This is a genomic window from Pristimantibacillus sp. Z349TD_6, from assembly GCF_056173205.1.
In genome coordinates this window covers 5,066,427-5,080,747 of the sequence record NZ_CM149662.1, presented here as the reverse complement: position 1 = coordinate 5,080,747, position 14,321 = coordinate 5,066,427, and the positions used below count along the sequence as shown (strand labels likewise).

General features: G+C 47.3%; 12 protein-coding genes. 10 read left to right on the top strand and 2 right to left on the bottom strand.

Features of this window, described 5'->3' with window-relative positions; translation table 11 throughout:
* The first annotated feature begins 25 nt into the window (after window positions 1-25).
* The 10 genes from AC0VYE_RS22405 (at window position 26) to AC0VYE_RS22360 (ending at window position 12,671) form a co-directional block, all read left to right on the top strand.
* Window positions 26-1,816, top strand: a complete 1,791-nt coding sequence (locus AC0VYE_RS22405; RefSeq protein ID WP_076266722.1) for an L-fucose isomerase — start codon at window positions 26-28, stop codon at window positions 1,814-1,816.
* Between the two features lie 15 nt (window positions 1,817-1,831).
* Window positions 1,832-2,491 carry a class II aldolase/adducin family protein gene (locus AC0VYE_RS22400; RefSeq protein ID WP_076266723.1) on the top strand — a complete coding sequence of 220 codons (660 nt, stop codon included), beginning with the start codon at window positions 1,832-1,834 and terminating at the stop codon, window positions 2,489-2,491.
* 50 nt (window positions 2,492-2,541) lie between these two features.
* Complete coding sequence (locus AC0VYE_RS22395) at window positions 2,542-4,044, top strand: rhamnulokinase (protein WP_475442918.1); 1,503 nt, start codon at window positions 2,542-2,544, stop codon at window positions 4,042-4,044.
* A 39-nt stretch (window positions 4,045-4,083) separates the two neighbouring features.
* Window positions 4,084-4,509, top strand: coding sequence for an L-fucose mutarotase (gene fucU / locus AC0VYE_RS22390; protein ID WP_076266725.1), 426 nt, complete (start codon window positions 4,084-4,086; stop codon window positions 4,507-4,509).
* Window positions 4,510-4,692: 183 nt separating this feature from the next.
* A complete protein-coding gene (locus AC0VYE_RS22385) occupies window positions 4,693-5,670 on the top strand; it encodes a substrate-binding domain-containing protein (protein WP_475442917.1) in 978 nt (325 codons plus the stop codon).
* Entirely contained in the window at window positions 5,667-7,133 is a 1,467-nt protein-coding gene (locus AC0VYE_RS22380) for a sensor histidine kinase (RefSeq protein WP_475442916.1), read from the top strand. The genes AC0VYE_RS22385 and AC0VYE_RS22380 overlap by 4 nt, the downstream gene beginning before the upstream one ends.
* A complete protein-coding gene (locus AC0VYE_RS22375) occupies window positions 7,111-8,658 on the top strand; it encodes a response regulator (protein ID WP_475442915.1) in 1,548 nt (515 codons plus the stop codon). The genes AC0VYE_RS22380 and AC0VYE_RS22375 overlap by 23 nt, the downstream gene beginning before the upstream one ends.
* Window positions 8,659-8,791: 133 nt before the next feature.
* Window positions 8,792-9,892: a D-xylose ABC transporter substrate-binding protein gene (xylF, locus tag AC0VYE_RS22370; protein ID WP_076266729.1), complete on the top strand. Its 1,101-nt coding sequence runs from the start codon at window positions 8,792-8,794 to the stop codon at window positions 9,890-9,892.
* A gap of 80 nt (window positions 9,893-9,972) precedes the next feature.
* Complete coding sequence (locus AC0VYE_RS22365; protein ID WP_475442914.1) at window positions 9,973-11,496, top strand: xylose ABC transporter ATP-binding protein; 1,524 nt, start codon at window positions 9,973-9,975, stop codon at window positions 11,494-11,496.
* 2 nt (window positions 11,497-11,498) lie between these two features.
* Entirely contained in the window at window positions 11,499-12,671 is a 1,173-nt protein-coding gene (locus tag AC0VYE_RS22360) for a sugar ABC transporter permease (protein WP_076267045.1), read from the top strand.
* An 83-nt stretch (window positions 12,672-12,754) separates the two neighbouring features.
* Here AC0VYE_RS22360 and AC0VYE_RS22355 read toward each other — a convergent pair whose 3' ends face one another.
* On the bottom strand, window positions 12,755-13,291 hold the full coding sequence (locus AC0VYE_RS22355) for a GNAT family N-acetyltransferase (protein ID WP_076266731.1): 537 nt from the start codon (window positions 13,289-13,291) through the stop codon (window positions 12,755-12,757).
* A 74-nt stretch (window positions 13,292-13,365) separates the two neighbouring features.
* On the bottom strand, window positions 13,366-14,223 hold the full coding sequence (locus tag AC0VYE_RS22350; protein WP_475442913.1) for a helix-turn-helix transcriptional regulator: 858 nt from the start codon (window positions 14,221-14,223) through the stop codon (window positions 13,366-13,368).
* Window positions 14,224-14,321: the final 98 nt, after the last annotated feature.

Sequence of the window (14,321 nt, the reverse complement as noted above, 5' to 3'; positions counted from 1 at the left end):
ATTATAACATAATGGAGGTTTTAATATGACAGATACTAGCTTTCGTTTTCAATCAGGGTTTCCAAAGATAGGTATTCGACCAACAATTGACGGAAGAAGAAAAGGCGTTCGCGAATCGTTGGAAGAACAAACCATGAACATGGCAATCGCGACAGCTAAGCTTTTATCGGACAATTTGCGTTATCCAAACGGCGAACCGGTTGAATGTGTCATCGCTGACAGTTGTATTGGCGGAGTAGCTGAAGCAGCAGCCTGTGCGCAAAAATTTGCAACCTCTGGCGTAGGGGTATCGATAACGGTAACGCCTTGCTGGTGCTACGGCACGGAAACGATGGATATGGATGCAAGCATTCCGAAGGCGGTCTGGGGCTTTAATGGGACAGAACGCCCAGGCGCGGTGTATCTGGCAGCTGTACTATCGGGTTACGCGCAAAAAGGGCTTCCGGCCTTTGGCATCTATGGTGAGCATGTTCAAGATTCTGGCGATACTTCCGTTCCGTTTGATGTTAAAGATAAACTGATCGGATTTGCAAAAGCAGGTCTGGCGGTTGCTTATATGCGCGGTAAATCGTATTTGTCGATGGGCTCTGTATCTATGGGTATCGCCGGTTCAATCGTAAATGACGCTTTCTTCCAAGAATATCTTGGCATGCGTACCGAGTACATTGATATGACTGAATTTGTACGCCGTATGGAAGAGAACATCTATGATACAGCGGAGTTCGAGAAAGCGCTTACCTGGGTGAAGGAGAACTGTATCGAAGGAGCAGATAACAATGCTGCGGATATCCAGACGTCAAGAGAGCGTAAAGATGAGGACTGGGAAACGGTTGTGAAAATGACACAAATCGCCCGTGATCTGATGATTGGCAACCCTGAGCTTGCCAAACTTGGCTTCGGCGAGGAAGCTGGCGGCCATAACGCGATCGTCGCTGGATTCCAAGGGCAGCGGCAGTGGACGGATCATTTTCCAAACGGTGATTTCATGGAATCCATACTTAATTCATCCTTCGATTGGAACGGCATAAGGGCGCCTTATATGGTAGCTACGGAAAATGACAGCTTAAATGGCGTGGTTATGCTCTTCGGATATTTGCTTACGAATACCGCTCAAATTTTTGCCGATGTCCGCACGTATTGGAGCCCGGAATCTGTGGAGCGAGTTACGGGACACAAGCTGGCGGGTGCAGCTGAGAACGGTTTGCTCCATCTGATCAACTCCGGTTCAGCAACGCTTGACGGAACAGGAGAGCAGACGAAGGATGGCGAACCGGTCATGAAGCCGTTTTGGGAAATATCGGAGGAAGAAGCGCAAAAATGTTTGGATGCTACGTCATGGCGGCCAGCTTCGGTCGAATATTTCCGCGGAGGCGGTTACTCCTCTGATTTCTTAACGCGCGGCGGCATGCCGATGACAATGTCTCGCATTAATTTGGTGAAGGGCATTGGCCCTGTACTACAAATCGCAGAAGGTTATTCGGTAGAATTGCCGCAGGATGTCCATGACACACTCGACAAACGTACCGATTCGACGTGGCCGACAACATGGTTTGCACCAATCTTGACGGGTGAAGGGGCTTTCGGTTCCGTTTATGAGGTAATGGATAATTGGGGTGCAAATCACGGCTCTATCAGCTATGGACACATCGGCGCTGATTTAATTACGCTCGCTTCGATGCTGCGGATTCCGGTTAATATGCATAACGTTTCGAGAGAACGTGTATTCCGCCCAAGAGCATGGGGATTGTTCGGTACGGCGAATCCAGAGAACGCCGATTACCTCGCTTGTCAAAATTTCGGGCCTATCTACAAATAAATCGGAGGTTTTACCATGAGCAGCACGGACATTCGCAACGAGCTATGCAAATATGCTCGCAAAACAGTAACGAACAAGCTGGTTGTAGGACCAGGCGGCAATATTAGCGCGAAGTTTGAAGGCAAAATGTATCTTTCGCCAAGCGGATTTGCTCTTGATGAAGTTGAGCCGCATCAATGGGTCGAGGTAGATATTGAGACTGGGGAAATAACAGATATCGGTCTTCGTCCATCATCTGAGGTGCTGATGCATCTATATGCCTATCGTGCTAATCCGGATATTGGAGCAATCGTCCATACGCATCCGCCTTATTGCATTGCATTCACTTTAGTTGAGCAGGAGCTTCCCATTATGTTTCCAGATCAAGCAGCGCTCGTTGGCAAGACGGTGTACGTTCCATATGTGCTTCCGACGACGGATAAGCTCGCTGATGCATACGTAGCGAAAGTAAATGAAGCAAGCTCAGTACTGCTTGGCAACCATGGCTTAGTAACGTCTGGTCGCAATTTACGAGAGGCTTACTATCGTACAGAGGTCGTTGAGGAAAGTACAAAAATTTATTTGATTGCCAAGGCGATTCGTGAGCCGAAGGTGCTGACGAAAGAAGAGTTCGAAGAGATCGCATCGCTGGAGAGCGAAGCTTACCGCATCGAATTACTGCAAAAAATGAAGTGATGCGATGCCCATTCGTGAAGCGCCAGCTTTAGTTAAAGGAGGCTTTAAGCATGACGAAGCTTGCGACTGTGCTCGCGTTTGATTTGGGCGCAAGCAGCGGCAGGGCGTTAATCGGCGAGCTGCTGCTTGATAAGGCAAGCGGTCAGCGCTTGCTGAAGGTGACGGAAATTCATCGTTTTCCGAATCAGCCGGTTTCTGTACACGGTCATTTGCACTGGGATATTTTGCGCCTGCTGCAAGAGCTGAAGTTTGCCATTCGTAAAGCCTTTCAAGAAGGCTACGCTCCGCAAACGTTCGGCATTGATACATGGGGCGTAGACTTTGGACTGCTCGATGAAAATGGCGAGCTGCTTGGCAATCCATATCATTACCGTGATTCGCAAACAGATGGAATAGTAGAAGAACTGCTCGAACGGTTTGGCAAAGACCGATTATATGAGCAGGGCGGCTTGCAGTTTATGCCCTTTAATACGATAAACCAGCTGTATGCGATGAAGAAAGCGGCATCGCCGAAGCTTGCGGCAGCTAGAACGCTGCTGCTTACGCCTGATTTGCTTGCTTATTTCTTAACAGGCGTGAAGGTGTGCGAGTTTACGATGGCGACGACTACGCAGCTATACAAGCCCAAGGAACAGCAATGGAATTTAGAGTTAATGGATGAGCTGGGCATTCCAAATCGGTTGTTTCTTGATCCGATTCATCCGGGTACGAAGATTGGGCAATTAACGGCAGAGGTTTGCGCCGAGCTGGATGTCCCTGCGATTACAGCCGTTGCTGTTGGAACGCATGATACCGAATCTGCGGTTGCAGCTGTTCCTGCGGATGGTGAATCGGGCTTCGCTTATCTAGTTTGCGGAACATGGTCGCTGATTGGAACCGAGCTTGCAGGTCCAAACGTCTCAAGAGAAGCGCAAGATCTTGATTTCTCTAATGAAGGCGGCGCTCAAGGAACCTATCAGCTGCTCAAAAACATTATGGGACTTTGGATATTGCAAGAGTGCAAGCGGGAATGGGAGGAGCAGGGGAACGATTGGTCGTTTGCCGAAATCGTGACGCAAGCCGAAGCGGCTGAGCCTTTCCGCAGCTTTATCCATCCCGACGATCCGATGTTTTTTGCACCTTCCGGCATGATCGGGCGCATACAAGCTTATTGCGAACAAACGTCCCAGAAGGTACCGCAGTCTATAGGAGAAATTACACGCTGCATTTTGGAGAGCTTGGCATTAAGGTATCGGCAGGCGCTGGCTCAAATGGAAGAATTGACGAAGCAGCAATTTGATGGCTTGCATATGGTTGGCGGTGGCATTCAGAATAGGTTGCTTTGCCGCCTAACGGCTAATGCGATTGCCCGTCCGGTTTGGACGGGACCAGTAGAAGCAAGTGCGATTGGCAATATGCTCATGCAGCTCGTCGCGCTAGGCGAATGCGGCAATCTTCAAGAAGCAAGGAAGCTTGTAGCTGCATCGTTTATGGTAGAGGAATTTGCTCCTGAGCAGCAGAATGAGTGGGATCATGCGTTCGAAGCTTATGAGCGTGTTGCTAGAGTTAAATAACTCATATGATTTTATCGATACCGGAAGGAGGAGGTTAGCATGCTGATTGGGATATCGAAACTGATTTCTCCAGAGCTGCTGAAGGTGCTCAGCGAAATGGGACATAGCGACGAAATCGTGATTGCCGACGGCAACTTTCCCTCTGCAAGCCATGCAAAGCGGCTCATTCGTGCGGATGGGCATGATGTGCCAGCGCTGCTTGACGCTATTTTGCAGCTGTTCCCTTTAGATCAATATGTTGAGAAACCAGCAGCACTTATGCAGGTAGTTCCGGGCGATACGGTTGAAACCCCAATTTGGGAGCAATACCGCTCGATTATCGAGCAGCGTACTGGTCTTTCGGAGCCTTTTGAGCAGGTCGAACGTTTTGCATTTTACGAGCGAGCGAAGCAGGCTTATGCGGTAATCGCTACAGGTGAGAGTGCGCTTTATGCCAATCTTATTTTGAAAAAGGGCGTTATCTAAGAATAGCCGACTAATTATGCATTATATTATGGCTTTATATTTGGAGGCTGCCTTCACGGTTAAATACCGAGGGCAGCCTCTTTCTATCTGTACAACTAGACAGCAAGCCAGCCATCTACTATGATTTGTATATGAAACCGCTCTCATAAAAATATCCTATTTTGTCGGCAGGAGGAAAATAGGTTGCGCAAATCGATCATTGTTAGCTTGTTTGCAGTGTGCTTAGTCATCTTGTTTTTTACGCTGACCTCCATGGTTAAAGTGTTTTCCTCCGAATTGATTGAACCGGCATTGACGGCAGAGCAGCACAATAGCTACCGCCTTGTCCTCATAACGAGGGAGCTGGATACCCCTTTTTGGGCGAAGGTGGAACGAGGCGCTAAAGCTGCAGCAGAGCAAAATGGTGCAAGTCTCGAGGTGTGGGGGACATATGGCACAAATCGGGATGATTTTCTGAAAAATATTGAGGTTGCGATTGCTTCTAAAGTAGATGGAATCATCGTGCAGGGCCTTGATACAGACGAATTTAAAAGTTTAACAAAGGTAAAGGCGGCGAGCAAGGGCATCCCCGTCATAACCGTAGCAAACGATGTTCCGATGAACGAGAGTTTGCGCAGAACGTATATAGGCTCGGATCATTTGGAAGCGGGGAGCATGATCGCGCGGCAGATGGTGTCGGATATGGGCTTTGTGGGCAAAGTGGTTTTGATGGTGTCAGATCGTCAGGAATACTTCCAAAGAACGCGCTTAACGGGCATATTGAATGTACTGAACGCCTACCCGAAGATTATAACCAAGATAGTAGCTGCAGGAGATTCCCGTGAGGATGTGGCGGCGGCAACAAATGAACTGCTTAATGAGGAACCAGATGCGGATGCGTTCATCGCTGTTTCAGCGAATCATGCGGGTTCGATTATTCAGGAAATCAGCAAGCGCATGCGAGTGGACAACTTTTTTATCTATTCTTTCGACGATTCGCCGGAGACGCTTACGTTGATGCAGCAAGGAAAGATAGATGCCTTAATTGCGCAATCCCCAGAGGCAATGGGCGAGGAAAGCGTCGCACTCATGATCAAATGGCTGACAGGCGAGCAGGTTCCACTAAACCCTGACGGATACTTCACAGATATTCGGGTCATGCGGGCGGAGGATGCCAAATGAACAGCATTCAGCGTAAAATATTGACGATGTCGTTAATTGTGCTGTTTATAATGGTTACGATTTGGATGGTGCTCACCTACTATAATCAGAAGACGCAGGAGCAATACAATGATATTTTGCAGCGTTATTTGCGCATGAATGAGGTGACTGATCGCAGTCATCAGACGATTACGGCTTTAAATGATTATTTGCAGAAGCCAACAGCACTCAAGCAGCAGACGCTGAACCAAAGCAAGGAAAACATAATGATGGCGAAGCAGCAAACGATAAGCCTTCGAAATAAGGATAATACGTTCACGCTGACGAGCTTCATCAATATGATTGATAGCTTGGTGGCGTCGGCGGATTTGTCAGTCATGTTTTTGGAGCAAGGCAATGGGGAGCAATCAGCTGAGAAATTTGAGGAAGCGACCCGCATCGACAAATACATAGCAGAGACCACAGTAACGCTCATCGACAAGGAAGTACGGACGTACGATGCTTTTTACCGCGGCATTATCGAACAAAGCGCGGAGCTGAAGCGGCTTGGCATATGGCTGCTTTCACTAATCACGATTATGCTGCTGCTGTTTACTTATTGGTTTTCGCTTAGCATTACAAGACCTATCCAGAAGTTGACGATTGCTGCAAAGGAATTATCGCGCGGCAGATTCGATAAGCCTATAGCAGTACACTCCAACGATGAAATTTCATTCCTCGCCAAAACCTTTGATCGAATGCGGATCAATATTAACAATCTCATCTCCGAGATTCAGCAGAAGGCACAGCTCGAAAGCGAGCTTCAGCAGAATAAGCTGCTCCTGAAGGAAAGCCAGCTTATTAGCCTTCAAAGCCAGATTAACCCTCACTTCTTATTCAACACCTTAGATATTTTATCCAAAAAAGCATACCTAGACGGCTCGGAGGAAACGAGCGATCTGATTGCCAACGTAGCAGGCTTGCTTCGGTATAATTTGCGCCGACTAGACCGGGCAGTCACGCTTGAGGAAGAGCTGTCTGTCATATTGAAATACATCGAAATTCAAAGCGCGCGTTTTACAGATCGGCTTAGATTTGTACTGGAAGTGGATGAGAACTGCCTGCAGCTGCTGCTGCCCTGCTTAACGCTTCAGCCCATTATCGAAAATGCAGTCATCCATGCCGTTGAGCCGCTTGAGGATGGAGGCACGATTTCACTTCGCATCTATGAGAAGGATAATCTTGTTCTTATTGAAATTGAGGATGACGGCACAGGCATGACGGCGGAGAAGGCCAATCATATTTTGACAGAAGGCGGAAATGCGGATGGCGTAGGCCATTCAACGGGGATCGGTTTCAGCAACGTAGTGAAACGGCTGCGGTTGTTTGTCGGTGACGACGACGTTATTGAAATAAGAAGTGCGCCGCAAGAGGGCACGAAGGTAACGATAAAAATGCCAATCGTAGGGAGTGTAGCTGAGCATGTTGAAATTGTTAATCGTTGACGATGAGCAAGTAGAACGGGAAGGCTTGCAGGCTATTTTGCAAAAAGGTTTTCCTTCTTGTCAATTTATGCAAGCAAAAAATGGGGCTAGAGCCATCGAGACGGCAAGCGAGTGGCAGCCTGATCTGATATTGATGGATATCAAAATGCCCGGCGTTAACGGCATCGAAGCAATCGAGAAAATCTCGGTGTTTCTGCCTTCGGCCAAATTTATTATGGTCACCGCATACGACACGTTTGACTATGCAAGGCAGGCTATCAAGCTTGGGGTTAAGGATTATTTGCTAAAGCCAAGCAAGGCAAGTGAAATCACAACAACCATTGGCAAGGTCATAGAGGAGATTATGCGTGAAAAAAGCGAGCTCGCGCTCAGGCAATACGAGGAGGAAGCGCTGAGGAAAGTGATGCCTATTGTCGAATCAGATGTCGTGACACAGCTGCTCTTCGACCATGTGCATGATGTCCATATCGACGATATGCTGGGGCTGCTTGGCAGAGAGCGGACAAGCGAGGCATTTGTTATGCTCGTCATGCTGCCAATCCATTCAGCGTCAGAAGTTCTGTATGGCGAGATTAAAGCGAAGGTGAGACAAGCTGGAAGCGGCTGGGTAGGCGCGATGTCTGCGCGGCAAATTCCAATCGTCATTTTTCGAGATGCCAGTAAAACCTATCGTGCTCAAGCAGCCTCGCTTGTCCAGCAGTTTTTGCTGCTGCGGCAGCGTGAAGTTGGCGGAGATTTATTTGTTGGAATCGGAGATTCCTATAAGGGATTAGAAAACGTGAAGCTGTCATATCAAGAGGCTTTGCTTGCAACAGCCAATGCCTCGCTGCCTGCGAAACATCAATTTTATGGTGAAATCGAATCGCGCAGTCCCTTTGCCGGCGGGTATCAAGATAAACAGACGGAAAAACAATTTGTTGATCATATTCGATTAGGGAAATGGAATATTGTACGCAAGATGGTGATGGAGCTAATCGTCGTCCATGATCAGCATCATGCATCCTTGGAACAATCTGCCCAATGGGTGCTGGAGCGATTGTGGATCATTTCCCGTGTCGCAGAGGAGATGGGGATCGAAGTGGAGAAGCCGTTATTTTCGTTTCAAGTGACGCAGTATCAGCAGCTGCGAACAGAAACGGAAAGCTTGCTTACTAAGCTGATCGAAGGTATCGTCACTCATCAGAGCAGAGTACAGCCGGATGCGGCTTTGCAAATGAAGCAGTATATCATTGAGCATTCAGAGAAGGATATATCGCTGGAGCTGATGGCGCAGCGATTTGGCTTAAGCCCTTTCTATATGAGCAAAATGTTCAAGGATCAGGAAGGCATGAATTATATCGATTTTTTAACCGAATGCAGAATCGAAAAGGGCAAGAAGCTGATGGCTGATCCCGATCGAAGCTTAAAGGAAATAACTTATGAGATTGGCTATAACGATCCTAATTATTTCAGCAAGGTGTTCAAGAAGGTATGCGGAGTATCGCCAACCGATTACCGCAGAGCCATCCTTGGCAAAAGAGCCTAAGCAGGGCTGTTCGCCTTAAAAAAATGCAGACGATAGCAAAAGAGTACTGGAAGATGGCGGCTCTCTGCTTCCAGCGCGATGTTATATTAGAAATGTAAGCATTTACATTTTTTTATAAAAGGGAGCGAAGAAAATGAGGAAACGGTTTACAAGAGGCGGGGTTGTATCGCTTGTACTAGCTCTAGTCATCGTAATTTCGGCATGCTCTAGCGGCAATGGAAACAATGGGAACGCGGGGTCTAAGTCAACCGATAAAGAAGCAACAACAAAAACGAACAACGTAAAATCAGGCGACGACAAAATTGTAATCGGCCTTTCGCTCGATACGCTGCAAGAGGAACGTTGGCAGCGCGACCGTGATTTGTTCATCGCAGCAGCCGAGGCGCTTGGCGCTAAGGTAGAGGTGCAAGCAGCAAACAGCGATGACGCGAAGCAAATTTCTCAGGCAGAAAACTTAATAAGCCAAGGTGTAGATGTGCTGGTCGTCGTCCCTCATAATGCAGAAGCAACGGCAGCGATTGTAGAAAAGGCTCATGCGGCCGGTATTAAAGTGCTTGCTTATGATCGTTTAATCAAAAACTCTGATTTGGATCTATATATCTCCTTCGATAATGAAAAGGTAGGCGAAATGCAGGCTGAGGCGATTATTAAATTGGCTCCAAAAGGGAAGTTCGTATACATCGGCGGTGCCGAGACGGATAATAACGCCCATTTATTTAAAAAAGGCGCATTTAATATTTTGCAGCCGCTCATCGACAGCGGTGACATCCAAATCGTATTCGATCAATGGACGAAGGATTGGAACCCTGCTAACGCGCTGGCTAATATGGAGAACGCGTTAACTGCTAATGATAACAAAATCGATGCTGTAGTCGCAGCAAATGATGGTACAGCAGGCGGTGTTATTCAAGCGCTTGCAGCGCAAGGGCTTGATGGAAAAATTCCTGTTTCTGGTCAAGATGCCGAGCTTGCGGCAGCACAGCGTATCGTTGAAGGAACACAAACGATGACGGTATACAAACCAATTAAGGATTTGGCTGAGAAAGCGGCTGACCTTGCAGTGAAGATGGCTAAAGGCGAGGATGTAGGCGCTGATAAAACGGTTAACAATGGTAAAATCGATGTGCCGTCCGTGCTGCTTAATCCGGTAGCTGTAGACAAAACGAACATGGATGCTACCGTCATTGCAGACGGCTTCCATTCCAAGGACGATGTTTACAAAAACGTGAAGTAGCTGCTTGACTAGGTAAAGGGGAAGAAGCGGGGTGCCATGACGCTCTTCCCCTCTTTGCCATTTATGGAGGTGAGGAAGGAATGACGGCGGCATTAGAAATGCGTAATATTACGAAGCAATTTCCTGGCGTTAAAGCGCTGAACGACGTGACCTTTTCGGTGAAAAAAGGAGAGGTGCATGCACTGTGCGGTGAGAACGGAGCAGGAAAGTCGACTCTCATGAAGGTATTGAGCGGTCTATACCCGCACGGCACCTACGATGGGCAAATACTCATTAACGGTGAAGAGAAGCGCTTCGATAAAATAAAGGATGCGGAAGAAGCGGGCATTGCAATCATTTATCAGGAGCTTGCTCTAGTGAAGGATTTATCGATTGGCGAAAATTTATTTCTCGGCAAAGAACCGGCGGTATTTGGAATTATTAACTGGGAGCGCGTTTTCAAGGAGAGCGAACGGTGGCTGAAAGAAGTCGGCCTTCTCGATGTGAATCCAGAGCAATTGATCGGCGGCCTTGGCATCGGCAAGCAGCAGCAAATCGAAATTGCAAAGGCATTGTCCAAGAAGGCGAATATTCTTATTCTCGATGAACCTACAGCTGCTTTAACGGAGCAGGAAGTTGATATATTGCTTAATATTTTGCGTGAGTTTAAAAAACGCGGCGTTACTTGTATTTACATTTCTCATAAGCTTAACGAGGTGTTTGCCATTGCAGATACCGTTACGGTACTGCGGGATGGTCTGGCGGTTGGCACATACGACGTGTCTGATGTGAATGAGGATAAAGTCATTTCACTGATGGTTGGACGCGAGCTCAAGGAACGATTCCCGCGTGTTGAAGCAAAACCAGGCGAAGTCATGCTCAAGGTGACGGATTATACGGTTATGAATCCAGAGCGGCAAGGTAAAAAAGTGATCGATCATTTGAGCTTTGAGGTGCGCAAAGGTGAAATATTAGGCATTGCCGGGTTGATGGGAGCGGGGCGAACGGAGCTGGTCATGAGCTTATTCGGCTCTTATCCAGGTCAAAGCAACGGATTGGTTGAGATTGACGGGAAACCTGTAAAGATTAAGCATACGCGGCATGCTATAAAAGCTGGACTGGCGCTCGTTTCGGAGGATCGAAAAAAGTATGGGCTTGTTCTTGGCATGGATATTAAAAGCAATGTCAGTCTAGCAAGCCTTGCAGCTATATCCTCAGGCGGGGTGCTTCGACCTAATGAGGAAATTGCGGCAGGCAATCAATATTTGAACTCTCTACGAGTGAAAGCGAACTCAGTGGAGACAATTGTAGGAACTTTAAGCGGCGGCAATCAGCAGAAGGTTGTACTCGGAAAATGGCTGATGACGAATCCGAAAGTTTTAATTTTGGACGAACCGACGCGGGGCATCGATGTTGGCGCCAAATTTGAAATTTATAATATTATGAACGAATTGCTTATGCAGGGCGTGTCCATCATTATGATATCGTCCGAACTCCCAGAGCTGCTAGGCATGAGCCACAGAATTATCGTCATCGCAGAAGGAAAACAGACGGGCGAGTTTAAGGCAGAGGAAGCAACGCAAGAGATGATTATGATGGCTGCTACGGGAGGAAAAGGACGATGAGCATGAATCAAGAAACGGTGATAAGCCAGACAAAAACGAAGCAGCGGCCGCAATGGCTGAAATTTGACGCACGCGCGTATACGATGATCGGGGCATTAATATCGATTTGGGTTTTATTCTCGCTGCTGCATGACCGGTTTCTATCGCCGACGAATATATCAAACTTGTTTCTACAAATGTCGGTTACCTCTATACTGGCTATTGGAATGGTGCTCGTCATCGTCGCAGGGCAAATTGACTTGTCGGTTGGCTCCCTTGTCGGCTTGACGGGCGGTATCGCAGCAATTCTCAACGTGTGGTACGAGTGGAATACGATACCGGTTATTTTAGCTACCTTAGGCGTTGGTGCAGCGATCGGTTTTATTCAAGGCTGGATTATCGCTTATCGGGCGGTGCCGGCGTTTATTGTGACACTCGGCGGGATGCTCATTTTTCGGGGTATTTTGTTTGGTACAACCGGAAGCGTGACCATTGCTCCGCTGACGCCATCGGTGAAAGCGATTGGTCAATCTTATGTGGGGGATATTATCGGATGGATATTTGGCATTACTGCTTTAGCCGTTGCGGGATACCTTGTCATGCGAAAGCGAGCAGCAAGAGCTAAATTTGGCTTTGATGTTGAGCCGTTTGCCGTCAGCGTGCTGCGATTAGGCGTCATTGGCGCCATTGTTATTGGATTCGTTTATTTAATGAACAGCTACAAAGGTATTCCTGTTCCATTCGTTATGGTTATTGTGCTGGCGCTTATTTTTACGTTTATATCAAAAAATACGACCTTTGGCCGTCAAGTATATGCGATTGGTGGCAATCCGGAAGCTGCGCGATTATCAGGCATTAATATTAAGCGCCGCATATTGCTTGTGTTTGTTCTCTGCAATACGTTAGCAGCCATAGCTGCACTAGTGCTGACTGCTCGCTTAAATGCAGCAACAATGAGTGCTGGTCAGAACTATGAGCTGGACGCCATTGCGGCTTGTGTAATCGGTGGAACGAGTTTGATGGGCGGCACGGGCACCATCGTTGGCGCGATTATCGGAGCTCTCGTAATGGCCAGCTTGGATAACGGGATGAGCTTAATGAATCTTGAATCCTTCTGGCAGTATATCGTAAAGGGAGGCATACTGATTCTTGCGGTGTACGTCGATATTTACACGCGGCAGCGCAAGAAGGTTTAAGTGTGAATTCTGGCAATGAGCTAAGCTTGAGCATCAGGGAGTTTTGCTGGGAAACCGTTTCTCCCTGATGTCCTGCTAATCTATCATTTGAAATATTCCTCGCGCAAAAGACTGTAATAAGCGATGTCCTCATATACATCCCACTTTAGAAAATGCTGGCGGAAAGTGCCTTCGTATTGCATGCCGTTTTTTTTCATAACGCTTGATGAGGCAGGATTTTTTGTCATAGCAGCTGCAACGATTTTATTAAGTGCAAGCTCCTCGAACCCAAACTGTAAAACTCGTTTGACGCCTTCCGTAACATACCCCTGGTTCCAGTACCGTTTGCCTAACCAATAACCAAGCTCAGCTCTTTTATGATTATTATTTATTGTCATGCCGATGCTTCCCATAAACGTATGGTTTCCTTTATCGATCAGAGCAAATGTGTAGCCTGTCCCTTCTTGATCAATCTCAGCGCGACGGGCAATAAAGGCAGCAGCTCCGCCTTCTGGATAAGGATAAGGGATATTTAGAGTGGTGCTTGCAACATCAAAATCGTTTATTAGCTGCTGTAGATCCTCGGCATCGCCAGCCTCAAATGGTCTGAGTATTAATCTGTCGGTATGAAATACAGTCATAGCATGCACCTCCATAATGTAAATTTTAATTAAGTATAAAGAAAAATATGGAAGTTGCAAGGGTTTTTTATTGATTATTTAGAGCGATACAGCATTCGAAAGGCTTTTGGTTTCGTGCTTGTGTGTTTCGTGAAGCAGCGAACAAAATAAGGAAAGGAGCCGAAGCCTGTTTCTTCGGCTATTTTGCCAATAGGTTCATTCGTGTGGATAAGCAGCCGCTTCGCTTGCTCAATACGGTGGCGCGTGACGTACTCAAGGGGAGTACACCCAAATGTTTTTTTCATACAAATCGCAATATAATTGGGGTGGAAATGCAGCTCCTCTGCCATTTTCTTATAGCTGAGCGGGTCTTGATAGCTGCGCCGCAGGAACAGAGCGGTTGCTTCGGCAATTTGCAAATAAGGACTATCCACCGCCGATTGATTTTGATCCTGAAGCAGCTGGAGGAGGTGGTGAAAAATTTGCTGCTGGGTCCACCGCGATTGGGCAGAGGGCTGCTCCTGCAGCTGCAGCAGCTCGCGTATTTTCTCTTCAATGGCATGAGGGACAAGCAGACGCTTCTGCTTTGGAAGCTGGAAAGGGAAATACTCGATCGGAGCAAAGGGCTGCCCCTCCTGTGAAATGGAGAAAGGCAGCCGTTCATGTGATTCACTCCAATCACCGACCGTTTGAAAGTGCAGCCAATAAAAATGGGTTTCCTCGCTGCAGGGCATAGTCGTTCGATGAGAACGGTCAGGCCGAAAAATAGCATAATGGCCTGCCGAAATATTGAACGCCTGCCCTTCTTCCTCCATAAATAAACTACCGCGTGTTACGTATATGAGATCGAATACGCCAATGTTTGAACGATCAGCATGTCTGCCAAGTAAAGGATAAGTGTCCTCGCCGCCATGAATGAAATGAGGCATGGGGGGACAAATGAATTGTAACATTCAGGCTTCACTCCTTGCTTAGTCATTACGGGATAATCATATGCGATGATTGCAGTTTGAGTAAAGATACGATAAAACAAAGATGTTGTGATTGGATA

Bases quoted from the DNA above. Each gene is read 5' to 3' on its own strand.
- xylF (WP_076266729.1), top strand. From the start codon at position 8,792: ATGAGGAAACGGTTTACAAGAGGCGGGGTTGTATCGCTTGTACTAGCT.
- fucU (WP_076266725.1), top strand. From the start codon at position 4,084: ATGCTGATTGGGATATCGAAACTGATTTCTCCAGAGCTGCTGAAGGTG.
- AC0VYE_RS22350 (WP_475442913.1), bottom strand. From the start codon at position 14,223: ATGTTACAATTCATTTGTCCCCCCATGCCTCATTTCATTCATGGCGGC.
- AC0VYE_RS22355 (WP_076266731.1), bottom strand. From the start codon at position 13,291: ATGACTGTATTTCATACCGACAGATTAATACTCAGACCATTTGAGGCT.
- AC0VYE_RS22365 (WP_475442914.1), top strand. From the start codon at position 9,973: ATGACGGCGGCATTAGAAATGCGTAATATTACGAAGCAATTTCCTGGC.
- AC0VYE_RS22395 (WP_475442918.1), top strand. From the start codon at position 2,542: ATGACGAAGCTTGCGACTGTGCTCGCGTTTGATTTGGGCGCAAGCAGC.
- AC0VYE_RS22400 (WP_076266723.1), top strand. From the start codon at position 1,832: ATGAGCAGCACGGACATTCGCAACGAGCTATGCAAATATGCTCGCAAA.
- AC0VYE_RS22375 (WP_475442915.1), top strand. From the start codon at position 7,111: ATGTTGAAATTGTTAATCGTTGACGATGAGCAAGTAGAACGGGAAGGC.
- AC0VYE_RS22405 (WP_076266722.1), top strand. From the start codon at position 26: ATGACAGATACTAGCTTTCGTTTTCAATCAGGGTTTCCAAAGATAGGT.
- AC0VYE_RS22380 (WP_475442916.1), top strand. From the start codon at position 5,667: ATGAACAGCATTCAGCGTAAAATATTGACGATGTCGTTAATTGTGCTG.
- AC0VYE_RS22360 (WP_076267045.1), top strand. From the start codon at position 11,499: ATGAATCAAGAAACGGTGATAAGCCAGACAAAAACGAAGCAGCGGCCG.